Source organism: Collinsella aerofaciens (assembly GCF_025289055.1).
Taxonomy (GTDB): Bacteria; Actinomycetota; Coriobacteriia; order Coriobacteriales; family Coriobacteriaceae; genus Collinsella.
In genome coordinates this window covers 1-23,580 of the sequence record NZ_JAESIQ010000026.1, presented here as the reverse complement: position 1 = coordinate 23,580, position 23,580 = coordinate 1, and the positions used below count along the sequence as shown (strand labels likewise).

The 23,580-nt window shown below is 59.7% G+C and carries 22 protein-coding genes and 1 riboswitch; of the genes, 7 read left to right on the top strand and 15 right to left on the bottom strand.

Features of this window, described 5'->3' with window-relative positions; all coding sequences use genetic code 11:
• Nucleotides 1-12: 12 nt before the first annotated feature.
• The 7 genes from JMJ97_RS08280 to JMJ97_RS08250 all read right to left on the bottom strand — a co-directional run bounded on the left by JMJ97_RS08280 (nt 13) and on the right by JMJ97_RS08250 (nt 4,788).
• Nucleotides 13-1,389, bottom strand: a complete 1,377-nt coding sequence (locus JMJ97_RS08280) for a serine/threonine protein kinase (protein WP_260699875.1) — start codon at nt 1,387-1,389, stop codon at nt 13-15.
• Between the two features lie 98 nt (nt 1,390-1,487).
• Complete coding sequence (locus tag JMJ97_RS08275) at nt 1,488-1,910, bottom strand: XRE family transcriptional regulator (protein ID WP_260699874.1); 423 nt, start codon at nt 1,908-1,910, stop codon at nt 1,488-1,490.
• 32 nt (nt 1,911-1,942) lie between these two features.
• Nucleotides 1,943-2,386, bottom strand: coding sequence for an FxLYD domain-containing protein (locus JMJ97_RS08270; RefSeq protein WP_055309781.1), 444 nt, complete (start codon nt 2,384-2,386; stop codon nt 1,943-1,945).
• Between the two features lie 164 nt (nt 2,387-2,550).
• The gene (locus JMJ97_RS08265) at nt 2,551-2,820 is read right to left on the bottom strand and encodes a hypothetical protein (protein WP_260699872.1); all 270 of its coding nucleotides are present in this window, start codon (nt 2,818-2,820) and stop codon (nt 2,551-2,553) included.
• An 83-nt stretch (nt 2,821-2,903) separates the two neighbouring features.
• Nucleotides 2,904-3,245 (bottom strand): HigA family addiction module antitoxin, encoded by a 342-nt coding sequence (locus JMJ97_RS08260; protein ID WP_195239125.1) that lies wholly within the window; start codon nt 3,243-3,245, stop codon nt 2,904-2,906.
• Nucleotides 3,217-3,498 carry a type II toxin-antitoxin system RelE/ParE family toxin gene (locus JMJ97_RS08255; RefSeq protein ID WP_006234335.1) on the bottom strand — a complete coding sequence of 94 codons (282 nt, stop codon included), beginning with the start codon at nt 3,496-3,498 and terminating at the stop codon, nt 3,217-3,219. Before JMJ97_RS08255 ends, JMJ97_RS08260 begins: the two co-directional genes overlap by 29 nt.
• Before the next feature lie 102 nt (nt 3,499-3,600).
• Nucleotides 3,601-4,788, bottom strand: coding sequence for an N-acetyldiaminopimelate deacetylase (locus tag JMJ97_RS08250; RefSeq protein WP_260699871.1), 1,188 nt, complete (start codon nt 4,786-4,788; stop codon nt 3,601-3,603).
• Between the two features lie 144 nt (nt 4,789-4,932).
• A riboswitch (Lysine riboswitch) is annotated at nt 4,933-5,101 on the top strand.
• A gap of 65 nt (nt 5,102-5,166) precedes the next feature.
• On the opposite strand from JMJ97_RS08250, the gene dapA reads away from it, so the two are divergent.
• Genes dapA through dapD form a run of 3 tightly spaced genes read left to right on the top strand, consistent with a single transcriptional unit; the run spans nt 5,167 to nt 8,968 of the window.
• Nucleotides 5,167-7,476 carry a 4-hydroxy-tetrahydrodipicolinate synthase gene (dapA, locus tag JMJ97_RS08245; protein ID WP_260699870.1) on the top strand — a complete coding sequence of 770 codons (2,310 nt, stop codon included), beginning with the start codon at nt 5,167-5,169 and terminating at the stop codon, nt 7,474-7,476.
• A complete protein-coding gene (gene dapB / locus JMJ97_RS08240; RefSeq protein WP_260699869.1) occupies nt 7,469-8,209 on the top strand; it encodes a 4-hydroxy-tetrahydrodipicolinate reductase in 741 nt (246 codons plus the stop codon). The genes dapA and dapB overlap by 8 nt, the downstream gene beginning before the upstream one ends.
• A gap of 39 nt (nt 8,210-8,248) precedes the next feature.
• Nucleotides 8,249-8,968, top strand: coding sequence for a 2,3,4,5-tetrahydropyridine-2,6-dicarboxylate N-acetyltransferase (dapD, locus tag JMJ97_RS08235; protein WP_230317452.1), 720 nt, complete (start codon nt 8,249-8,251; stop codon nt 8,966-8,968).
• 145 nt (nt 8,969-9,113) lie between these two features.
• Here the strand turns inward: dapD and JMJ97_RS08230 are convergent, their stop codons facing one another.
• From JMJ97_RS08230 to JMJ97_RS08210, 5 genes are all read right to left on the bottom strand, one after another.
• Nucleotides 9,114-10,118 (bottom strand): nucleoid-associated protein, encoded by a 1,005-nt coding sequence (locus tag JMJ97_RS08230; protein WP_260699867.1) that lies wholly within the window; start codon nt 10,116-10,118, stop codon nt 9,114-9,116.
• 110 nt (nt 10,119-10,228) lie between these two features.
• The gene (locus tag JMJ97_RS08225) at nt 10,229-11,389 is read right to left on the bottom strand and encodes an Mbeg1-like protein (protein WP_195503304.1); all 1,161 of its coding nucleotides are present in this window, start codon (nt 11,387-11,389) and stop codon (nt 10,229-10,231) included.
• A gap of 127 nt (nt 11,390-11,516) precedes the next feature.
• Nucleotides 11,517-12,467 (bottom strand): L-lactate dehydrogenase, encoded by a 951-nt coding sequence (locus JMJ97_RS08220; protein WP_260699865.1) that lies wholly within the window; start codon nt 12,465-12,467, stop codon nt 11,517-11,519.
• Between the two features lie 201 nt (nt 12,468-12,668).
• A complete protein-coding gene (locus JMJ97_RS08215) occupies nt 12,669-13,832 on the bottom strand; it encodes a pyridoxal phosphate-dependent aminotransferase (RefSeq protein WP_006234344.1) in 1,164 nt (387 codons plus the stop codon).
• 118 nt (nt 13,833-13,950) lie between these two features.
• Nucleotides 13,951-15,930 carry an NAD(+) synthase gene (locus JMJ97_RS08210; RefSeq protein ID WP_260699864.1) on the bottom strand — a complete coding sequence of 660 codons (1,980 nt, stop codon included), beginning with the start codon at nt 15,928-15,930 and terminating at the stop codon, nt 13,951-13,953.
• A gap of 203 nt (nt 15,931-16,133) precedes the next feature.
• On the opposite strand from JMJ97_RS08210, the gene JMJ97_RS08205 reads away from it, so the two are divergent.
• The gene (locus tag JMJ97_RS08205; protein ID WP_260699863.1) at nt 16,134-17,087 is read left to right on the top strand and encodes a hypothetical protein; all 954 of its coding nucleotides are present in this window, start codon (nt 16,134-16,136) and stop codon (nt 17,085-17,087) included.
• A gap of 140 nt (nt 17,088-17,227) precedes the next feature.
• Nucleotides 17,228-18,535, top strand: coding sequence for a hypothetical protein (locus JMJ97_RS08200; RefSeq protein ID WP_260699861.1), 1,308 nt, complete (start codon nt 17,228-17,230; stop codon nt 18,533-18,535).
• A gap of 214 nt (nt 18,536-18,749) precedes the next feature.
• On the opposite strand, the gene ettA is transcribed toward JMJ97_RS08200, so the two are convergent.
• The 3 genes from ettA to JMJ97_RS08185 form a co-directional block, all read right to left on the bottom strand.
• Entirely contained in the window at nt 18,750-20,429 is a 1,680-nt protein-coding gene (gene ettA, locus JMJ97_RS08195) for an energy-dependent translational throttle protein EttA (RefSeq protein ID WP_260699860.1), read from the bottom strand.
• Between the two features lie 184 nt (nt 20,430-20,613).
• A complete protein-coding gene (locus JMJ97_RS08190) occupies nt 20,614-21,318 on the bottom strand; it encodes an SdpI family protein (protein WP_260699859.1) in 705 nt (234 codons plus the stop codon).
• Nucleotides 21,311-21,589, bottom strand: coding sequence for an autorepressor SdpR family transcription factor (locus JMJ97_RS08185; RefSeq protein ID WP_260699858.1), 279 nt, complete (start codon nt 21,587-21,589; stop codon nt 21,311-21,313). Before JMJ97_RS08185 ends, JMJ97_RS08190 begins: the two co-directional genes overlap by 8 nt.
• A 179-nt stretch (nt 21,590-21,768) precedes the next feature.
• Between JMJ97_RS08185 and JMJ97_RS08180 the strand changes: the two genes are divergently transcribed.
• Complete coding sequence (locus tag JMJ97_RS08180; RefSeq protein ID WP_260699857.1) at nt 21,769-22,566, top strand: tRNA threonylcarbamoyladenosine dehydratase; 798 nt, start codon at nt 21,769-21,771, stop codon at nt 22,564-22,566.
• A gap of 14 nt (nt 22,567-22,580) precedes the next feature.
• On the top strand, nt 22,581-23,363 hold the full coding sequence (locus tag JMJ97_RS08175) for a TatD family hydrolase (RefSeq protein WP_260699856.1): 783 nt from the start codon (nt 22,581-22,583) through the stop codon (nt 23,361-23,363).
• Nucleotides 23,364-23,580: the final 217 nt, after the last annotated feature.

The window sequence follows — 23,580 nt, the reverse complement described above, 5'->3', positions numbered from 1 at the left end:
GGTCCTTTTCTTTTAGGTAGCGGAGGTATCGACGACGCCGGTCGCATTGGCAACCGCGACTATGACAATCATGCATAGGAGCAGCACACCCAATGCCTTGAGCCAGAGTTTCGCGAGTTTCTTGCCGCGATAGCTGTCGAGCAGTGCGAATCGCCGACGAAGACGGCGCTTATCGAGCAGTGCGAAATGCATAAGCACCATAAGGCCATCGACAAAGAAAAAATACTCGATTATGAGAAGCCACGTCGGGTAGCTTTGGTTTGCTCCGGTGGGGTGAAAGACGGCAAAGTGACTTCCGGCAAAGAACACAAGCAGCGAGAAGCAGACGAGCGTATTCCAAATGCGGCCCAGAGACTCCGGAACGCGAGAGAGCAGGCCGCATGCAGCGGAGGCGGCAGGGCCAGGAGGCCCTGCGGGGTTCTGGAGCCCTTGGGGCGTCAACACCGTCTCCGAGGCCGGAGTTCGGACAGGCGGCGCAGGAGGCCGCACGGGGCGACTCAGATCGTATGCCGCGCGCGTCGCCCGTCCCAACGCTTCCGCACTCGCAAAACGCTTGGCCGGGTCGAGCGCCATCGACATGCAGACGGCATCGGCAAGTGGAGTGGGAATGCCGCGCGCCTCGCATTGCTCGCGCATGTCGAGCCCTGGCTTAGGGTCGACTCCCGTCAAGCAGAAGAACAACAGGGCGCCAAGTGCGTAGACGTCGCTTCGCACGCTCGTCTGCCCAAACCCATACTGCTCGGGCGGCGCATAGGGTCGCGTGCCAAACTTGACGGTGTCGGCATCGGCGCCATCGTGCCATACGCGCGCGATCCCCAGGTCGATAATCACCAGCGATGAAAACGTCAGGCCGTCATCAGGCGTATAGTTGGCACCTGTCACGATGATATTCGACGGCTTGAGGTCACGATGGATCACCGGCGCCGACGTCTCCCCCGCCATTGCAAAACCGGCATGGAGCTCGCCCACGGCGTCGCAAAGGACAGGATACAATTCACGCGCATAATCGGGGGTGGCTCCCAGACGGTCCACCAGCGCCCCGAGCGTCTCCCCTTCGATGTATTCCATAACCACGTTGAGCTCGTCGCCCACACGACGACAATCGACGATTCTGGGCAGGTGCTCAAAACGCCTGCCTGCCCGCTGAACGGCAAACAGACGCTCGTATGCCCCGCCGATTTGAGCCGAAGCATCGATGCGTTTACGGACAAAGGGGCCGAGCGAGCCACCGCCGGTTCCTTCAAAGTACACGAGCTCGGTTGTTTCAACGGTCGAGCGCTTAAGTACACGCTCCACGCGATAGCTGTCGTCGCAATCGAGCGACGCCAGGTGCTCGGCAAGCGCTGCGGTCAGCTCGTCATCGGAATATGTTGGGGTCTGAGTATCCATAGCCTCCATCATAGCGCAGGGCGCAGACACCCCATGGCATCCGCGCCCCGTTCGTTTGCATCGTTGTTCGGCAGCTCCGCCGGCTCAGATATCAGCCGCTAACTCACCGTCTCCTCGCCAAAGCGATACAGCTCCTCGTTGACCTTTTGGAGGCTGCACCCGCGATCGATGCAAAAGATGATAATCGCATCGCGGCGGTCCTTGCAGTTAAGGACGCTTACCCCGGCAGCCGTCAGCGCACGGTTGGTCTCTTTGAGCGTCAGCGCCATCGCAAAGGCAATCTGCAGCACCTTATTGCGGCTCGGATGCCGCGCACCGGTAAAGATCTGATAGCCAAAGGTCTCATTGAGATCGGCCATACGAACCACGCGCGAGCGCTCCAAGCCCTTTTCCTGTAGTAGCTGCTTCAGGTAGTCCGAAAGCGACGGGGCGGCAAAGTCGTGCTCTTTGATATAGCCATCGATGTTCGGCGCGTCGAGAAGCTCATTGAGCAACTCCTCGGTCAGCTTTTTATCGGGCATACGACTTCACCTCCCCCAGTGCATACAACATGCTAGAAACCGCTTACGTCCGAACGCTCCCAGCTAGCAACCTGGTCGGGAGACACCGTACCCAGCGCCTCGAACTTCCAAGAGCCGCCCGCCTTCAGATGATTGGTGTTTGCAAGAGCCGTTCCAACCTGGTTGCCATCGGCATCATACAGAACATATTCGATCTGAATGTAGCTCTTTTCCTTGTCCGTGTTATTGGTCAGCGTGCCCGTGATCTTATAGGCAAACTGATTGGAGGTGTCTTCAGCCTCGTCAGCAATGGTATACGGTTCTTGCGGTTCTTTTTGCTCCTCAGCCTGCTGTGTCGCCTCGGCAGGCTTTGCCGAATCGCTCGCAGACGAATCGGTTGAATTGCCACCCATAGAGCCCACGGCACCGACAATAACCAGCACCACGATGACGCCTAGGACAATCTTGCCGATCGGCTTCTTTCCCTCTTTTGCCATTATTCATCCTTCCTACGATCCGGCTACCGTGCCGGTACACAGCACATCGTAGGAAGGATTGAACTTGAATTCATTAGCTGAGAGCTAAGGCTGCGGTAAACGACCAATGCAGTTATCCAAACGCCGAGCAAACGCACTGCGCGCGACCGTCTGCTGGCAGTGCATCAACCCACCGTGACGGATTCCCCGGTAAAGGCACTGATCATCAACAGGACAAAGAAAACAAGGTAGCTGGCACTCAGCAGGTACGCAATGATCAGAAAGACGACCCAGCCGACATTGGTTTTACCGTCGGCACGGCGTTGCTCGCGATTGCGGCAGAGCCAAATCGTCACGCCGATGGCAGTGATAAACAGCACGAGCGCCGCCGCGGCAAGCCCGGCAAGCGCAAACATCACGCCAACGCTCACAGCAATAACCGGAAGCAGCAGCAAACCGCACCCGCATCCACCCGGACTATATACGGCAGACTGTCGGCGTCGCCTCATCGCCGCGCCACCCCCATCATCTTTGAGCACTACAGTGCGATGGCCTGCTGAACAGGAACGATCTTGTCGAGTTCCGGTTCGATCCGCCTTTTCTCGGCCTCAAGGTCAAACGCCACCTGAGCGCGCAGCCAATAACCATCCGTCAGGCCAAAATAACGGCAAAGACGGAGGTCGGTGTCGGCCGTCACGCGACGTTTTCCCAAGACAATCTGCCCGATACGCTGAGCCGGAATCCCAGTCTCCTTAGCAAGGCGATATTGAGAAATGCCCATGGGAACAAGAAACTCCTCTTTGAGAAGCTCACCAGGAGTCACCGGCGACAGCAAATCGGCCGAAGCCTCATCACTTGTGATAATCGACGATTTCGACATTCCAAGCCATCTCCTGTCTCCACTCAAAACAGACCCGATAGCGCTCGTTAACACGGATGCTATATTGACCGGCACGATCGCCCTTCAAAGCTTCCAGGCGGTTGCCCGGTGGAACGCGAAGATCATCAAGTGAAGCACAAACCTGCAGTTGGCGAATCTTCCTCAACGCAACACGCTCAAAGGGCACGAACCTCCTGACCCGCACACCCATGGCAAAGCGTTCGGTATCCTCATCTTTATACGATGCAATCATAGTATCGCCTTACGTTAGTAACGTCAAACGTTTCTATAGACTTACATCTCTATTATATCGTACGTTTGTTCGTGTTTTCTAGAACAAATAGTCCTTCACGCCTTAGTCAAGCAAAAGCAATCGTTTATAGACATCGAGGCCTTTGAGTAGGATTTCCTCGTCGAAGAGCATGCTATCGGTATGCAGAGCGCTTGTGGCATAGGCGGGGCAGCCATCAGCGTCGCTCGGATTGTCTTGTCCCTCTGGCACGCCCGTGCCCAGCAAGAAGAACACGCCCGGCAGATGGCGTTGATAGAACGCGAAATCCTCGGCGATCAGCAGCGGCTCGTCCACAAGTTGCAGCTCGGACAAGGCAAGCGCAATGCAGGCAAACAGCTCGGGGTCGTTATCGACTGGCGGATAGCCCTCGGCAAAGTCGAGATCGTACGTACAGCCTGTTGCGGCACAGGCATCGTCCAGCACGCGGCGCACGCCTTCGCGCGCCCGGTCGAACATGTCGTCCGTAAACACACGCAGGCTGCCGGCAACATGGGCCTCCCCCGCCACCGCATTGCAGACGTTACCGGCCTGCAGCAGACCAAACTTGCCGATACAGGGCTCGTCGGTGCCCAGCTCGTCCATCAGTTCGCGCTCGGCAACCAAGAACTTGGCAGCCGCCAGCGCCGCATCGTGCGACTCCTCGACCGGAACGCCATAGGTCTTAGCGATATGGATGCTCGTCCCGTGAATATGAATGTGTGTCTCACTCGAACGCGCCAGCAACGGACCGGAGCAGCTCGCCAACGTGCCGGCGGGCAGATCGGGCCACACGTGGAAGCCGAAGATGCGATCCACCCCGTAGCGCTCGAACACGCCGCTCTCGCACACCGTCTTGGCACCACCAGTCGTCTCCTCGGCCGGCTGAAACACAAAGAGAACGTTGCGCCTAATGGCGCCCGGCTGCTCGCGAATCATACGGTCGACATACGTCGCGGCGGCAAGTGCCATGGCCATGTGTCCGTCATGTCCGCAAGCGTGCATCTTGCCGGGATGGATCGAGGCAAAGGCCGCTCCCGTCGCCTCCGCGATGGGCAGCGCATCCATATCGGCGCGAATCGCCGTGGCACGCGCGGCACCAACGCCAGCGTCGAAGAAAGCGCAGACGCAGCTGGGACACGGATGGGTCACCTCGCAAGCGAGCGGCGCCAACACGCCCTCGATATAGGCAATAGTCTGCGGAAGATCGAAATCGAGCTCCGGAATGCGATGGAGATCGCGGCGATAGCGACGGAGTTCTTGGAGCTCGGTCATAGAGAATCCCTTCGTGAGGCACATCTGTTGCAACTTATTGTGATACAGGATTGTGGCACACATGTTTCCAGCATATTGCTGCATTTTTTAAACGTTATATACGAATACTCTTGTTTGGTAAAGTGCAACGTGATAGGGTCTTTACCACTTGATAGAGGCGCGGGCACGAAGAGCCACGGGCGAGTCGGCAGACTTTGACCCCGTGGGGAGGCGAAACCCGCCGAACTGGGTTTTTCGGGCACGAACAACCTGGTGGGCCTGTGGGAAACACCCACAGGACTGTCTGCAGCAATGCGGGAGCGCTATCCGGACATTGGGTCCACGCTATGCGGATTCGATGCGCAGATGGCGCCGTCTGGATAGCGAGGTTTACGGGACATGGCATTGACCCCCAACGAGGCATATGCGGCCAAGCAGCCGTTTGTGGACAAAGAGACACTCGAGCATATCGTCGAGCAGTTCCCCACGCCATTTCATCTATATGACGAGGCGGGCATCCGCCGCAACATGCAAGAGGTGCGCGACGCCTTCGCATGGAACCCGGGCTTTAAGGAATACTTTGCCGTCAAGGCCAATCCCAACCCGGCGCTCATCTCCATTCTCAACGAATACGGCTGCGGCTGCGATTGCTCGAGCTATACCGAGCTCATGATCGCCCACTCACTGGGTATCACGGGACACGACATCATGTTCTCGTCCAACGACACACCGGCTGCCGACTTTGAGCTCGCCGACAAGCTGGGTGTCATCGTCAACTTTGACGACATCAGCCACATCGGGTTCTTTGAGCGCGTTGCGGGGCCCATCCCCAAGACGGTCAGCTGCCGCTTTAATCCAGGCGGCCTGTTCCAGCTCTCCAACGGCATCATGGACAACCCGGGCGATTCCAAATATGGCATGACCACCGAGCAACTCTTCGAGGCCTTCCGCATGCTCAAGACCAAGGGCGCCGAGGACTTTGGCATCCACGCATTCCTTGCCAGCAACACCGTCACCAACGACTACTACCCCAAGCTCGCGCGCATCCTCTTTGAGCTTGCCGTACGCCTGGAGCGCGAGACCGGCGCACGCGTCGCCTTCATCAATCTGTCCGGCGGTGTGGGTATCCCCTACCTGCCCGAGCAGCAGGCTAACGACATTCACACCATCGGTGAGGGCGTACACGCAGCCTACGACGAGATTCTGGTCCCCGCCGGCATGGGCGATGTGGCGATCTGCACCGAGATGGGTCGCTTTATGATGGGCCCCTACGGATGCCTGGTCACCAAGGCCATCCACGAGAAGCAGATCTACAAAGACTATATCGGCGTGGACGCCAGTGCCGTCGATCTGATTCGTCCTGCCATGTATGGCGCTTACCACCACATTACGGTGATGGGCCAGCCGGGTGGCGACGACAAGACCACAGCGCCCGTCACGGACACCTACGACATCACGGGCAATCTGTGCGAGAACAACGACAAGTTCGCCATCGATCGCGAGCTGCCGCATATCGACATGGGCGACCTGCTTGTGATCCACGATACCGGCGCGCATGGCTACTCCATGGGCTACAACTACAATGGACGCCTGCGCTCCGCCGAGGTCCTGTTGCGCCCCGATGGCTCGGCCGACCTCATCCGCCGCGCCGAGCGCCCGGGCGATTACTTTGCCACGCTCGACGTGCTACCGAGCGGCCGAGAGCTGCTGGCCAAGTCGCGCGCCGAAAGTGCCCGCCGTCGCGCCCAAGACGAGCGCCTGGCAGTCGCAGCTCAATGGAACAAACGCATCCAGATCGCGGACGCGAAGGAGAAGAACATGGACATCCGCAATCTCGAGGGCTCAATCGTCGCCCTCGTCACGCCGTTTAAAAAGGATGGCAGTGTCGACTTTGACGCACTCGAGCGCCTTATCGATTTCCACCTGCAAAACGGCACCGACGCCATCCTCACCCTGGGCACCACCGGCGAGAGCGCCACGATGACCGACGACGAGGACAACTCCGTCGTCGCCGCCGTGGTCAAGCATGTTGCAGGACGCGTCCCCGTCATTGCCGGCTCGGGCTCCAACTCCACGCAGACCATGCTCACCAAGTCGCTTACTTACCAGGGCTTGGGAGCCGACGGCCTGCTGCTCATTACCCCCTACTACAACAAGTCCAACGAAGAGGGTATCTATCAGCACTTTAAGACCGTCGCCGATGCCGTGGACATCCCCTGCATCCTGTACAACATCCCCGGCCGCTGCGGCTGCGGTATCAGCGAGCGCAACGTAGAGCGCCTGGCCGCGCACCCCAACATCATGGGTATTAAGGAGGCCTCGGGCAACGTCGCCTACGCGGCCAAGATCGCCCACCTGCTGTCAGACGACTTCCGCATGTACTCGGGCGAGGACGCGCTTACCGTGCCGCTCATGAGCCTGGGCGCCTCGGGCACCATCAGCGTGTGGGCAGACGTGCAGCCGCAGCTCGTGCATGACATGTGCCGCGCCTATTTGGACGGTGACGTGGCGCGTGCCCGCGATATCCAAATTGCCGGCCAGCCGCTCATCAATGCCCTCTTTAGTGAGGTCAACCCCATCCCCGTCAAAGAGGCGCTCGCCCAGATGGGTATGATCGAGGCAAACTACCGCATGCCGCTGTGCCCCATGGCAGACGACACGCGCTCTGCACTTACCGATGCTCTGAAGGGGGCTGGTCTGCTTGATTAAGACCGTCATTATGGGAACGGGCCGCATGGGCTCGCTCATCCGCACCACCGCCGAGGGCGTTGTCGACGCCGGCGGGCAGCCCGTTTTTGATATCGTCGCCCAGATCGGTTTTGATCTGTCCGAGCTCGAGAGCGCCCCGGCGGCCGACGTTATCATCGACTTCTCGAACGTCGTGACCTTCGAAGCCGTCGTCGCCTATGTCGAGCGCACGGGCGCGGCGTTGGTCTCGGGCACCACAGGCTACACCCCCGAGCAGATGGACCGCCTGCGTGAGCTGGGCCAGAACACCCGCGTTATGCACTCGGGCAATTACTCCATCGGCATCGCAGCCCTGCGTCATCTAGTGGCCCAGGCCACGCGTGGGCTGCCCGGCTTTGACTGCGAGATTGTCGAGACTCACCACAACCAAAAGGTCGACGCCCCCAGCGGCACCGCCAAGCTGCTGCTCGACGCCGTAGTCGAGGCCGAGCCCGAAGCAGGCTACCACCCCGTCTACGGTCGCGAGGGCATGTGCGGCGCGCGCGACTCCAAGGAGATCGGTATGCACTCGCTGCGCGGCGGCACCGTCGCCGGCGTCCACGAAGTGAGTTTCTTTGGCCAGGACGAGGAGGTCACGCTCACTCACCGCGCCACGAGCCGTCAGATCTTCGTCAACGGCGCCCTGGCCGCCGCCCAGAAGCTCGTCACCCGCGAACCCGGCTTCTATACGTTCGACCAGGTCATGTTTGCCTAACCAGGTATCAACCGAATCCGCCCAAAGGAGAGATAGCAAATGAGTAACGCAGCCGAGATGGATGCACAGGAGATTATCAACTACATCGCCACCGCGCCCAAAAAGACGCCCGTCAAGTTGTACGTGCGCGAGAAGCCGGGCATGAAGGTTGCTTGGGGCGACGCACATGTCTACGGCGGTCGTCGCGGCAAGACCGTCTTTGGCGACTGGGATGAGCTTAAGGCCATCCTGGACGCCAACGCCGATTCCATCGATTACTACGACGTGGAGAACGATTGCCGCAACTCCGCCGTGCCCATGCTCGACCTTAAGGGCATCAACGCCCGCATCGAGCCGGGCGCGATCATCCGTGACCGCGTCGAGATCGGCGATCGCGCCGTCATCATGATGGGCGCCATCATCAACATCGGCTCCGTCATTGGCGAAGGCTCCATGATTGATATGGGCGCCGTGCTGGGCGGCCGCGCCACCGTGGGCAAGAACTGCCACATCGGCGCCGGCACCGTGCTGGCAGGCGTTGTGGAGCCCGCCAGCGCCACGCCCGTCATCATCGAGGACGATGTCATGATCGGCGCCAACGCCGTGGTCCTGGAGGGCGTGCACGTAGGCAAGGGCGCTGTCGTTGCCGCCGGCGCCGTGTGCGTCGAGGACGTCCCCGCCGGCGCCGTCGTGGCCGGTGTCCCCGCCCGCGTCATCAAGATGCGCGACGAGAAGACCAACAGCAAGACCGGCCTGGAAGAGGGCTTACGTCAACTTTAATAGTTACGCGGTTTTGACAAACCGCGTTTTCGCTGACGTATGCCCAACCTGCGGCGCAATGTCAGCAACCAAGCCGAAAACAAAAAAGGCCGAAACCCCATCCAGGGCTCCGGCCTTTGCTTTCCCGCTGTAGGCGTAACACAACTTATCGATTCTCGATGCTGCCGATGTTTTTGAGCTCGATGGAGATGAGGCCGTTGGGCTCGTTGACGAACTCAATGTACTCGGAGTTCGAACCCATCTCGGCCGGGAAGCTGATCTCGATACCCGTGTCGGTACGAATCTTGTGATTGCGCACGGCCGCGCGCTCGACCTGCTTGCGCTCCACGGGCACACGCTCAGGCACCTTCTCCTCGGTCAGTGCCGCGCGCACGCTCTCCTTGATGACCGGCTCGTCCTCAAAGACCTCATCGACGATATCCCAAGGGGGCAGTTCCTCGTCATCCTCGACCTTCTCGGCAACGGCAGCCTTAACCTTAGCGAGCGCTACAGCCGTGTTGGCACCGTGCTCCTCGGCGACTTCCTCGACCACACGTGTCACGGTGTCGATGACCTCCTTGCCCGATACGCCCGTGTCACACTGCAACAAACCATCGGGGATAAGCATGCAGTCCTCGCCGGCGATCTTGCGCTTCTTGTCCACATAGCCGATCTCCATGGTGCTCGCGCGCACGATGGCATAGCTCGGCACCTTTTGCGAGGGGTTCGGCAGAATGGCGTAGTGGCGCGCGATGTCGTTGCGCACCTCCCCCTCCTCGCGGCCCACTTCGTGCATAAAAGCCTGCTTGGAGCCCAGCAGCATCACGGCAAACCAGCGGGCATCCTCATCGTCGTCAAAGTCCGCCACAAGCACGTCGGTGGACTCGGCTTTCTCAGCCTTGGTGAGTTCGGAAGAGATAAACTCCGCAATCTGCTGCGACAGGTCCACGAACTCGCGCTCGCCAAAGAAATAGCCCTTGAGCTCGCCGCCAAACGCAGAGTTCTCGGCAAACGTGGCACGTTTATTGTCGGCCGAGGTACGCGCGCGGCGCAGATGCGTGGTCACGAAGTTGCGCACGGTGCGGCTCTCGATATCGAGCTCGCGCTGGCTCATAACATTGACGGCGGAGTCAAAGTCCAGGATATGCAGAATCGCGTGATTGATTTTCATATACGGCATTCCGTTCTAGATCGATTTCGGCACGAATCAGTATAGCGGTCGAGCCCGCCCCAGGCGCTTCGAAGATTGGTGCATCGGGGACAGGTTGCTTGCACCAATGGTTAGCGCAGGAGCTCGGACTGCCAAGCCTCGAGCTGTTCTGCCAAACTCTTGCCGGCAGCGGGCACGTCGATCTGGGGTCGTTTGGGCAGCAGCGCACACTTAAGAATCGCAACGATGGTCTGCGAGACAAAGCGTCGTGTATCCTCGTCAAAGCCTTGCGCAGCCTGGAGCATCACGGGCAGGCTCTCGCGCAGATTCCCAGCGATATCCGCAAACCGCTCAGCACCCGTAGCCTCAAACACGGAGAACAACGCATCTACAAAACGCTCGCGTTCGCTAGGCGACACTGCAAGCAGCATCTCACGAATGGAACCATCAACGTATCGAGCACCGGCAGACAGGCGCTCACAGTACACGAAGTCGTGACCATCAACCACCCAGCTAAAGGGATTGTGCTGCAGCAGGCTGAACTCGGTGCTCTCAACGATGGCATAGTCCTCCTGTGTCTCGAACATCATGCCAAAGATCGACGACCGAGGTAGCGTCTTGTCGATTCGACCGGAAAGATCGGCAAAGGCGTCGCCGTTCAGAAACTCCTCGACGAAGCCCGGGCCATCATGGGAATACGCCCGTTCGATTCGTTCACGGGCAACATCGGAGCACATCGCTGCACCGTACACCGCAAGGTTTCCACCCTTGGAATGACCCCCGCACAAAAGCGGCCCGCCAATCGCATCCGCCGCCTCGTCCACATAACGTGCCGCGGATTCCTGGGCCGGCACAGGACACCGGAACGCCATGTTAAAGTCTTCTTTCCAGCCCACAATCGTACTATCGGTCCCCCGGAAGGAAAGATAACTAAACCCCGCCGGAAACCGGAACGCCATGGCTGCAAACTGCTCCGTCGCCACCATATCGCTCACAGCACGATAGCCGCAAACGTGCACGCCACGGTAGCGAGGACTTGCTGCCACGGCCTCCAACAAGGCCCTGCTCCCCTCCGGGTCCCACAAGTCGTCAATCATGTCCCGGTAGCACTCGGCACGCAGCAGCTCGCGTACGTCTAGGCCCTGCCAGTTCGTCAGCTCCGCCATATCACCCGGCAAACGCAAATAGGACAACCACGCAAAGACGAGGCTATCCACCGCGCAGAACGGCCGCTCCTCAAACGGATCAAACGCCGTCTGGGCATAGGTCAAAAAATTAGGCGAATCCGACATGGCCCTCCCATCAACTATGGTGCATTGGGATGGTGCATTGGGGTCAGGTTACTTTGCACCAAAAAGGCGCCCGGACCGTGTGGGCCCGGACGCCTTCATTGTAGCTTTTCGCTCTAGCGAGCTTGATTTAGCAGGAGAAATCGACGCTGTCGATGATGCCCTTGAGGGCCTTGGCGGAAACGGTGAGCTCATGCTGCTCGTCGTCGTTCAGCGGCACGGGGACGCGGCAGACAACGCCGTCGCGGCCAACGACGGTCGGCATGGAGATGGCAAGATCGGACAGGCCATACTCGCCCACCATGAGCGAAGAGACGGGCAGAACGGTCTGCTCATCGCGCATGACGGCGGTGCAGATGCGCTTGACGGCCATGGCGACGCCATAGTAGGTGGCGTGCTTCTTCTCGATGATGGTGTAGGCGGAGTTCTTGACGTCCTCGGCGATGCGCTTCTCGGCAGCCTCATGCTCCAGGTGGCCGTGAAGCTCACAGAAGGTGTTCAGCGGAACACCGGCAACCTGAGCGCTGGACCAAGCGACAAACTCGGAGTCGCCGTGCTCGCCCATGACATAGGCCTGGACATCGCGCGGGTCAACCTCGACGTGGGCACCAAGCATCTGCTGCAGGCGACCGGTGTCGAGCACGGTGCCGGAACCGATGACGTGGCCCTCGGGCAGGCCGGACATCTTGATGGCGGCGTAGGTCAGGACATCGACCGGGTTGGAGACGATGAGCAGAATGCCGTCGAAGCCGGACTTCTTAATCTCGGGGATAATGGACTTAAAGATGCTGACGTTCTTGTTGACCAGGTCCAGGCGGGTCTCACCGGGCTTCTGGGCAGCGCCAGCAGTGACGACGATCATGGCGGCGTCGGCGACATCGGAATAATCGCCGGCGTAGATCTTCATCGGCTCGGCAAACGTCATGCCGTGCGCGATATCCAGGGCCTCACCCTCGGCGCGGTTCTTGTCCACGTCGATGAGGACCATCTCGGAGAACAGACCGCTCTGCATCAGTGCGAACGCCGAAGACGAACCGACGAAACCGCACCCGACAATAGCGACCTTCTTCTCGTTAACCATTAGAAACTCCCATCTCTCTCCACAAACAAGCCGCCCGGGAACGACCCGAGCGGCTTGCCGTGATCCCAATACATCCAATCGGGACTTTGATTATGCTCCTATTCGCAGCCAAAAATCGACCGTTTACCGAAATTGTTTGCAGAATTCGTAAAATAACTGCACGAAATCGGTTTCGAGCTATTGACGAGCCGAAATAGCTTTCTAATACAGGCCCGCCTCGCGAATGGCCTCGACAGCCAAAGCGATCTGGTCGGGCGGCAAGACCAGCGCCATGCGCACGTGCCCCTCACCCGAAGGACCAAAGCTCGCGCCCGGCGTCACCACAACGCCGGCCTTCTCCATGAGCTCCTCGCAAAACGCCATGGAATCGGTGCGGCCACCGGGAAGCTTGGCCCACACAAACATAGAGCCATGCGCGTTGGGGCGCTCCCAGCCCAGGCCCTCAAGACCGTCGCACAGGGCATCGCGGCGCTCCTGGTACTTCAGACGCTGCGCCTCGACCTCATCGCGCGGACCGTTCAGGCAGGCGATGGCGGCCTTCTGGATCGGGAAGAACATGCCAAAGTCGATCTGGCCGCGCAGCTTGGCAAAGGCCGAGACCACATCCTCGCGACCGACCAAAAAGCCGATGCGGGCACCGGTGACGTTAAACGACTTGGAGAGCGAGAAGAACTCCACGCCCACCTCAAGCGCACCGGGATACTGCAAGAAGCTGCCGCCCGGCTCGCCGTCGAACACGATGTCGGAGTATGCGTTGTCGTGAACGATCAACAGATCATGTTCGCGGGCAAAGGCGATAATCTCCTCGTAGACCTCGGGCGTGCCCACCGAGCCGACCGGGTTCGCAGGCAGCGACACGATCATATACTTGGCACGATCGGCGACCTCGGGGTCGATGCCCGCCACATAGGGCAGGTAATTGTGCTCGGCGACCAGTGGATAGTACTCGAGCTTGGCGTCGGCGATCTTGGCGCCCGCCTCAAAGACCGGATAGCACGGATCGGGAACCAGAATGGTGTCACCCGGATCGAGCAGGGCCAGGCCCAAATGGCCCACGCCCTCCTGCGTGCCGTTGCACGACTGCACCATAGACGGCGTAATGCCCGAAACGCCAAAGCGGCGCTCGTAGTAATCGCACACGGCCTGCTTAAGCTCGGGCAGATCGCGCAGGGCATACTTCCACATCTCGGGATCTTGGGCCGCCTGCGTGAGCGCCTCGACCACGTGGTCGTACGGCTTAAAGTCGGGCGTGCCCACGCTCATGTTGTAAATGGTCTTGCCCTGAGCCTTCAGCGCGAGAAGCTTGTTGTTGAGCGAGGCGAAGACCTCCGCGCCAAAGCGGTCGAGACGCTGCGATGCCTGCATGGTGCCACCTTTCGATATAAAAAACGCAGCGCTCCGACAAGAGCGCCGCGCGATACGGGCCATCAGATTGCAAAAGTGTAACGCTTACAACCCCCGTATTGGTTCAATTTAGCCAACCTTAGTCAACTGGATTGAGCGCGTCGATCTGCGCAAGCCACAGACGCGAGCTAGCGTCACTCGGCATACGCCAATCGCCGCGCGGGCTGAGCGTCACCGAGCCCACCTTGGGACCATCGGGCAGACAGCTGCGCTTAAACTGCTGGGCAAAGAAGCGACGGTAGAACGTACGTAGCCACGTGTGGACGGTCTTGGCGTCGTAGACGCCCTCGAAGCTCTTGAGAGCCATGCGGTAGATCTTGCCCGGCTCAAAGCCAAAACGCAGCAGGTAGTAGAGGAAGTAGTCGTGCAACTCGTACGGGCCCACCAAATCCTCGGTCTTCTGCGCAATCTCGCCGTCGCCCGTGGGCGGCAGAAGCTCGGGGGACACCGGCGTATCGAGGATATCGAGCAAGACCTCGGCAATGCGCCCGCCAAAGACATCGGCGGCATAGCGTACCAGATGGCGCACAAGCGTCTTGGGCACGCTCGCGTTGACGGCGTACATGCTCATGTGGTCGCCGTTATAGGTAGCCCAGCCGAGCGCCAGCTCCGACAGGTCGCCCGTGCCAATGACAAAACCGCCAGCCTGGTTGGCCAAATCCATCAGAATCTGCGTACGCTCGCGCGCCTGGCTGTTCTCGTAGGTCACGTCCTGCACGGTCGGATCATGCTCGATATCCTTAAAGTGCTGCTCCACGGCAGCATGGATCGAGACCTCGCGAAAGCTCACGCCTAGGTCGCGAGCGAGCGACTCGGCATTGGACTTGGTGCGGTGCGTCGTGCCAAAGCCGGGCATGGACACGGCCGTGATACCGGTGCGCGGCAGGCCCAAGGCGTCGAACGCACGCACGGTCACGAGGAGCGCCAGCGTGGAATCGAGGCCGCCCGAAAGGCCGATGACGGCCGCCTTGGTGCCCGTATGGGCAAGGCGGGTCTTGAGGCCGGCGGTCTGCAGGTCGAGGATAGTCTCGCAACGCTCAGCCAGATCACCGTGGTCGGCCGGCACAAAGGGAGCGCGGGGGAAGACTCGGTCGATGTCGAGCGCATCGCGCAGGACAGGTTCTTCGGCCAGTACGCCCTCAAACGAAAACTCAACGGTCGCGGATTCCGGCGCATCGTCGGTGCGCGTCCACGTCGTCGAGCGACGGCGCTCGGCAACCAGGCGGTCAAGGTCAACGTCGGCGATGGCCATATCGCAGGTAAGCAGTTTGGTTGCGGCGAGCTTGGAGCCGTTTTCGTAGACGAGGTTCTCACCCGCAAAGACCATGTCGGTCGTGGACTCGCCCTCGCTCGCGTCCGCGTAGGCATAGGCGCAGTACAGGCGCGCGCTCTGATTGGAGATAAGGCTGCGGCGGTAATCTGCCTTACCGATAATCTCGTCCGAGGCCGACGGGTTGAGAATCACCGTCGCACCGGCAAGCGCCATCTCGGTCGAAGGGGGCGCCGGCACCCACAGGTCCTCGCAGACTTCAACGCCCAGCACCATATCCTCGGCACCCTCATCACAGCAGCGGTAGACAAGCCCCGAACCCAGCGGAACCGGACCCTGACCGGCAAATTCAACCCACACGGGATCCGCAGGCGACGGAGCAAACCAGCGACGCTCATAGAACTCGCCATAGTTGGGCAGATACTTCTTGGCCGTGAGGCCCAAAAGCTCGCCCGCGCAGCACACGGCGGCACAGTTGTAGATATTCTCGGCAACCACAACGGGAAGACCGATGGTAAAGACGATCGGCAGCTCACGGGTTTCATCGAGGATATGCACCAGAGCAGCCTCGCAGACATGCAGCAGTGTGCGATTATGGAACAGATCGGCCGCGGTATAGCCAGTCAGATTAAGCTCGGGCAACACCAACGCGCGAACGCCACGCCCGGCAGCATCGCGAACAGCCGCCAGCGCAACCTCGGCATTGCCCTCGACATCGGCCACGCGAATCTGCGGCGACGCCGCCGCCACACGCAAAAAGCCATCAGACTGAGAAAGGTGAAGATTCATAAGAATGCTCCCGTGCGTAGACGCCATTCACAACAATTAGCAAGTCCTATTGTAGTTCAACCGCCGGGTGGAACCGCATCCCACCAACTTGGTGAGCAATTGATGAGTTGATGGTATCTGTTAAATGTCACGTACGATTCACATCTGGTGGGTACCCTGATGGCTACACGAAACGAAGCAGATTTACACCGGGAGGACCCCGTATGACAACCAAGTACACCGACGCGCCGCGCACGCGCGTCATGACGCCGGCATCGCTCAACAACGGCGTACACGAGAACCATTCCATTGGACAGACCATGGCCATCGCGCCCAAAAAGGGCCTGTTCGACGACATTTCCATTCCCCAGATCATCGCCGGCGCCGCAGCTGCCGCCACGAGCGTGGCGCTTGCTTCAAAGATCGGCATTGCCGGCTCGGTGATTGGTGCCGCTGTGAGCTCAGTCATCACTGTTGTGTCCTCGCAGGTCTATCGCCACTTTATCTCCGCCAGCGCCGAAGCAATCAAGGGCACGCATGCCGCTGTCGACTACCCTGCCGGCGCCTACGAGCCCGTTGAGCCCGATGTCGAGGAGCACCTAGGTGGCGCCGCGACCACGCAGGAGATGCGCCAGGTTGCGGGACGCGCGACCACGGCGCGCGTCGCCCCCAACAGTCTGCGCGCCAAGGCGGCGGCAGAGCGCAGCCAGACACAAAAGAAGGTCATCGTCTTCTCGATCGCCATCGCCATCGTCGCGGTCATCGCCTGCGCCGGCGCCATCCTTATCACCACTGCCGGTGAGGGTCTGGGCGAGCGTCCCGAGCCAATCCTGTCGTCGCGCACGACCGAGAGCGATGCAAATGGCAACACTCAGCCGCAGGATCAGCAGGCACAGACGGACGACACGCAAGACAGTCCTACCTCTGCCAATTCGTCCTCGAACACCCAAAACCAATCGCAGGGCACCGATTCCTCTACGGCCAACAGTGGCACGCCGTCCGGCACGACCGACTCAAGCCAAACGACTGACGGTTCACAGCCGAACACGGGAGGCCAGACGAGCGACACCACGTCGGGAACGGGCACGGCAGACAGTAACAACACCAACAGCTCGAGCGGAACCGCTTCCGGCACGGCATCTGACAACTCGAGCCAAGGCACGGCATCGGGCAACTAAGCACGTTTGCCTCTCATAGATAACCGACCTGTACAACGGGCGCGAATCGAAAGCGATTCGCGCCCGTTTGCCTTGGGCGCCGCCATGGCGAACGCCATGCGATGGTAAGATGCTTTACATGTGTAAAGAGGAGATTTGCCATGAGCAAGACAATAGTTAGGCCCACGCTTTCGCTGGGCAACCACATCTATCTGTATCGCCTGCTGCGCGATGCGATTGGATGTGGCAAGCAAACGTTTATGACGCAGGTCGAGGAGGCGCTCGCCGCTGGCGACATGACCGCTTATGACCTGGGCTTCGAGTCCACGCGCGAGCTGCTCGAGGAGCTCGACGACTGCATTAAGCTGACCGTCTTTAAAGGCGGCCGCCTGTATGCCACGGTCATCGCCAACGAGGCCTGGGATGCTGCGCTTGCCAAGGGCGAGGACAAGCCCAAGACCGCCAAGGGCGCCAAGCAGTCCTACAAAAAGAAAAAGCGCGGTGAGAAGGACCTCAAGGCCGTGCGCCCCAAGCACGTTAAGCGTCCCGAGCCCGAAGCCATGGTTGAAGCCGCGCCGGAACCCAAGCCCGAGACAGAGATCGAAGTTGCTATTGAGGTAACGGCAGAAGCCGAAACCGAAATCGCCGCCACGACCGATTCCGAAGTCATATCCGAGCAGGAAGCCACTGTGGAGCTCAACGAAGCGCCCAAGTCGACAACCGAAGAAGCCGCTGACCAACCCGAGCCGTCTGCGTTCCAAAACAGCGATGTCTTTGGCGACGAGGCCGAGGACGATCAGTCCGACGAGCCCGCAGATCAAGACGCTACCGAGTCGACACCGGAGCCCGAGACGCCGCAGCCCGCCATCTCGCTCACGGTCGTCTATGACCCCGAGAACGCCAACGCCGGCATCACCACCATGGCATCCACGCCCATCGAAGCAAAGTCGAGCGTCGAGAACGAGGACGCGACGCAGGTTGAGGTTGAAACCGCAGCTGCAGACGCGCCCGTCACCGTGGAGCCCGCAGATTCCACGATCAAGCCGGAAGCGACGCCGGAGCCCGCACCCGTCATCGAATCCGTGCCCACCTCTGCTTGCGGCCAAATTCCCGCACCGGCACCGGCTTCGGCACCCACAGCGGCCCCAACCCCCGCACCCGCAGCACCGACCATCCCCGAGGACTTCCCCATCGATTTCGCAACCGAGGTCTTCTGCCCCGGCCCGCTTCTGCACCAGCTGTCGACCTATCTCCCCTACGGCGCCGATACCCTCGGCATTGTCGGCGAGTACTACTGGATCGCCCGCGAGCGCGGTACCATCGAGGCCGCGCGAAACCGCGCAAGCTTCCCCCTGCGCTACACGCAGGCCGGCGAGCGCCGCGAGGTTGCCGTGCGCATCCGCCGCAATACCACCGGTGGCCTCGGATCCACCTGGGCCATCGATAAAGTCGAAGAACCCGAGCAGTAACGACAAACGGCTCAAATCCAAATCAGGATTTGAGCCGTTTTTATTTGTTGATGTTGCGTAACCAACAGCGAGCGGGCCGCAAGTGCCCCAGGTTGCCGTGAAAGAGGAGCGACGCGTACTTCGGTACGCGAGCGACGGCTTGAACGGCAAGATGGGGTGCTTGCGACCCGCGCAGCGTCGAGCAGTTACGCGGTTTGGAAAACCGCGTAACGATCTAGTCGCGCGTCAGCTTACGGTGAATACGATGCGGCTGGGCTGCGTCCTCGCCAAGGCGCTCGATGCGGTTGGCCTGATAGGCCTCGAAGTTGCCCTCAAACCAATACCAGTTGCCCGGATTCTCGTCGGTGCCCTCCCACGCCAGAATGTGCGTGGCGACGCGGTCCAGGAACATACGGTCGTGGCTAATGACCACCGAGCAGCCCGGGAACTCGAGCAGCGCCGCTTCGAGCGAGGACAGCGTCTCGACGTCGAGGTCATTCGTGGGCTCGTCGAGGAGCAGCAGGTTGCCGCCCTGCTTGAGCGTAAGCGCCAAGTTCAGACGGTTGCGCTCGCCACCGGAGAGTACGCCGGCGCGCTTCTGCTGGTCCTGGCCTTTAAAGCCAAAGCTCGCCACATAAGCACGGCTCGGAACCTCGGTCTCACCGACCATCATGTGGTCCAGGCCATCCGAGACGACCTCCCACAGGTTCTTATCGGGGTCGATGCCGGAACGGTTCTGATCGACATAGGAGATCTTGACGGTCTCGCCCACCTCGAGCTCGCCCGAAGTCAGCGGCTCCAGGCCCACGATGATCTTGAACAGCGTGGTCTTGCCCACACCGTTGGGGCCGATGACACCCACGATACCGTTGCGCGGCAGGGTGAACGATAGGTCGTCGATGAGCACACGGCCATCGAACTCCTTGTGCAGGTGATGAGCCTCGAGCACCTTGTTGCCCAGACGCGGGCCCACGGGGATGCGGATGTCGGTCCAGTCGAGCTTCTGGCTTGCGCGGGCCTCGGCCTCCATCTCCTCGTAACGAGCCAGACGGGCCTTGTTCTTGGCCTGGCGAGCCTTGGGCGAGCTGCGTACCCACTCGAGCTCGGCCTCCATGCGCTTGGCGAGCTTGGCGTCGCGGTTGCCCTGCGCCTCGATACGGGCGGCCTTGGTCTCCAGATACGTGGAGTAGTTGCCCTTGTAGGGATAAAGGTGACCGCGGTCGACCTCGCAGATCCACTCGGCAACGTTATCCAAGAAGTAGCGATCGTGCGTGACGGCAAGCACCGCGCCCTGGTAGTTGTGCAGGAAGTGCTCGAGCCACAGGATCGATTCGGCGTCCAGGTGGTTCGTGGGCTCGTCGAGCAGCAGCAGGTCGGGAGCCTCGAGCAGCAGCTTGCACAGGGCCACGCGACGGCGCTCGCCGCCGGAAAGTACGTTGACCGGCATGTCGGAATCGGGCAGCTGCAGGGCGTCCATGGCCTGGCCGAGCTTGGAATCGATATCCCAGCCGTCGGCGGCGTCGATCTCGTCCTGAAGCTTGCCCATCTCGGCCATGAGGGCGTCCATGTCGCAATCCGGGTCGCACATCTCCTCGCCGATCTTATTGAAGCGATCGACCTTGGCGATCATATCGCCAAACGCCATGCGCACGTTCTCGATGACGGTCTTGTCGTCGTCGAGCGGCGGCTCCTGCTGCAGGATGCCCACAGTGTAGCCGGGAGTGAGCCTGGCATCGCCGTTGGAGACCTCCTCGATGCCGGCCATGATCTTGAGCAGGGTCGACTTGCCCATACCGTTGGGGCCCACGACGCCGATCTTAGCACCGGGGTAGAAGCTCAGGGTCACATCGTCAAGGATTACCTTGTCGCCATGGGCCTTGCGAGCCTGATACATCTGGTAGATAAACTCTGCCATTTGCCTGTTTTATCCTTTCTACCTGCTGTTTCCCTATTCTTGATTCGCTTTAGTGGAAGCGAAATGAGAAAACCAGCTCTGAAACGTAACGAAAAAGGGGCATGGTTGCCCACACCCCCTAATACTACCTGGGAAAAGTCCCCCGGAACATACTATGAACTGCGTACGCTAGTTTTCCGCAACCTTAACGAGCGGCTCGCTGCGATTTGCGCCACAACAGATACGAGTAGACGTAGACGGCTCCAACCGAACCAAACGCCAGAACCGCAATCACCGCGGCGACGACTTCACTCGAAAGCACGCTGCCCGCCACGCCCATCACAATCAGGCCAATACCCAGCACCATAAAGCAGGCGCCGCCAAAACGCTGCGTACGGCGCCAGTTCTCGGGATCGGCAAGCGCCCAGGGTGTCTTGATACCGAGCGTATAGTTCTGCTTCACACGCGGCAAGTAGTTGCCTACGCCGATGAACAGCAAACCGACAACACCGGAAATCAGCACGTTAACCGAACCGACCGCCGGCACCACGCCCCAGACCGTAAGCTCTCCCAGCCAGCTTATGGCGCACATGAACAAGGTGAAGGCGATTACGAAGCCCTGGTAGAACTTGCCCGAGGTTCGATATGCCTCACCTTTGGGGTCGATGCGCGGCACCATGCGGAACATTGCGAGAAGCGCCAGAGGCAGCACGCCGAGCGCGGAGGCCATCCAGCTAGGACCCCAACCGTCGACGGCGCCGTTCGCGCCCCAGTGCGTGGGAATCTGCGTAGGCAAGCTCGGCATCACCATGAGGTGCGCTACGACATTGGCGACGCACAGAGCGACCAGCGCAATCCACACGCGCGACGATACCCCCGTGGGGTGAATGCCCTTGTTTTCGTTATTCATCCTTATCACCTTCAGTGTTTGTAAAGCCCATAAACCAGCCAATTAAATCCTGCATGACGGTGGTGTTTAAGCTGTATACGATGTTTTGGCCATGGCGCTCGTCGGTCACCAACCCGGCGTTTTTGAGCGTCGCCAAGTGATGGCTCAGCGACGGCTTACTGATATCAAAATGCTCGGCAAGCTCCCCCGCCGTGCAATTGTCCTCGCGCAGCAACTCCAAAATGCGCCGTCGCGTTGGATCGGCAAGCGCCTTAAAACCCTCTCCCGGCATAAGACCTCCTCTCATCATCTCTCATGACGTGCACACTATACTCGATATTTAGATGTTTGTCTAACTCTCTAATCGCAATGCTTCAAACCACATCAAAGCAAACGCCATCGCAACCTATGGGCGATTACCTATAATGACGATAGCTAAAACACGATTCGCTTCCCCATCGGAGGATGTCTATGACCGAAACCGCTGCCGCAGCCGCCATCGAGACACGCGACACCAAGCTCGAGATCATCATGGGCCGCGAGGCACTCGATAAGCTCGCCGATGCTACGGTGCTGGTGCTCGGCTGCGGAGGCGTGGGCTCCAACTGCTGCGAGGCACTCGCCCGCGGCGGCATCGGTCATTTCGTCATTCTGGATAAGGACATCATCGCGCCCAGTAATATCAATCGCCAGGCCATCGCCTTTCACAGCACCATCGGAAAGCGCAAAGTCGACGTCATGGAGGCTATGATTCACGACATCAACCCTACCGCTACCGTCATCAAACGCACCGAATACCTGCTGAGCAACAACATCGATGATTTCTTCGCGAGCGTTTTGGAGCAGACGGAAGGCAAGATCGACTACGTCGTCGACGCCATCGACACCATCTCGGCCAAGCTCACCATTGCCAAATATGCTCAGGACCACGACATTCGTTTGGTTAGCTCCATGGGCGGGGCCAACAAGCTCCATCCCGAGTGCCTCCGCTTTGCCGACATTTTCGATACGGTACGTGACCCCATGAGCCGCATCATGCGCAAAGAATGCAAGAAGCGCGGCATCAAGAGCCTGCACGTGCTGTTTAGCTGTGAGGAATCGGTTAAGACACAGCCCCGCGACCCTTCCAACATCCACGAGCGTACCGAGCTGGGAACCGCCAGCTTTATGCCGCCCATCATGGGCCAGATGATTGCCGGCGAGGTTATCCGCCAGATCAGCGGCCGCGGCACTGAGCGCGTACGCTCCGATGGCCAACGTCTGGACTAGCGGAGCGCACCGAGATGGAGCCCCGGTTATTTGATGCACACTGCCATCTTGATTTAATGGCTCACCCGGACGCCGTTGCCGATGAGGCGACGGCGCTGGGCTTGGGTCTATTTGACTGCGGCGTCAATCCGCGCGACTTTTCGGCCGCAAACGAGCGCGCCTGTCGCCAACCAGGCATCATCGCCGGCGTTGGGCTTCACCCCTGGTGGCTCGCCGATGGCCACTGCGGTTTTGTCGAAGTCAATCTGCTTTGCGAAGTTGCTGCCCAAGAACGCTACATCGGCGAAGTCGGACTCGACTTTTCCGCGCGCTTTGCTGGAAGTGAGCCGCTACAAATACAGGCACTTAACCGGCTCTGCGATGCGCTCGTGCAGCATCCTCTTACCGGGCGCGTGATATCAATTCACGCCGTTCGTTCGGCAGAAGCCGTACTGGACGTCCTCGAATCGCATGGACTACTCATCCCAAACCCCGACTCCCCCGTTATCATCTTCCACTGGTTTAGCGGTACTTCGGACGAACTCGTCCGCGCGCGTAATGCGGGCTGTTATTTTTCCGTCAACGAACGCATGCTCGCATCTAAACGAGGACGCGAATACGTACGACAAATTCCACTCGATCGTTTACTGCTCGAGACCGATGCACCAGCGGAGGCAAACGCAGAAATAAGCGCACAGTCACTCATCAGATCGCTCGAAAGCGCCTCAGAACACGTCGCCTCGCTCAAAAAATGCGACGCAAAGCATATTGAGTCGGCGGTTTTAGCGAATGCACACTCTGTTTTTAGCCTTCGCTAACCCCTGTGGTCAAAAAACGTCAAATATGAGTACTGCTAGCGAAATGGATACATTACTCTGAGCTTTCCGACCACCAGAATAATCTACGATTGTCCATTAACTAACACTTTTACAGTCACTCATCCTGCATTTTCGCAATCTTAAACCCCTCCAAACGCTCAAATGAACTGCCTCCCATTTCTTGGACATGAGAAATGGGAGGCTTTTTATGCGTGTC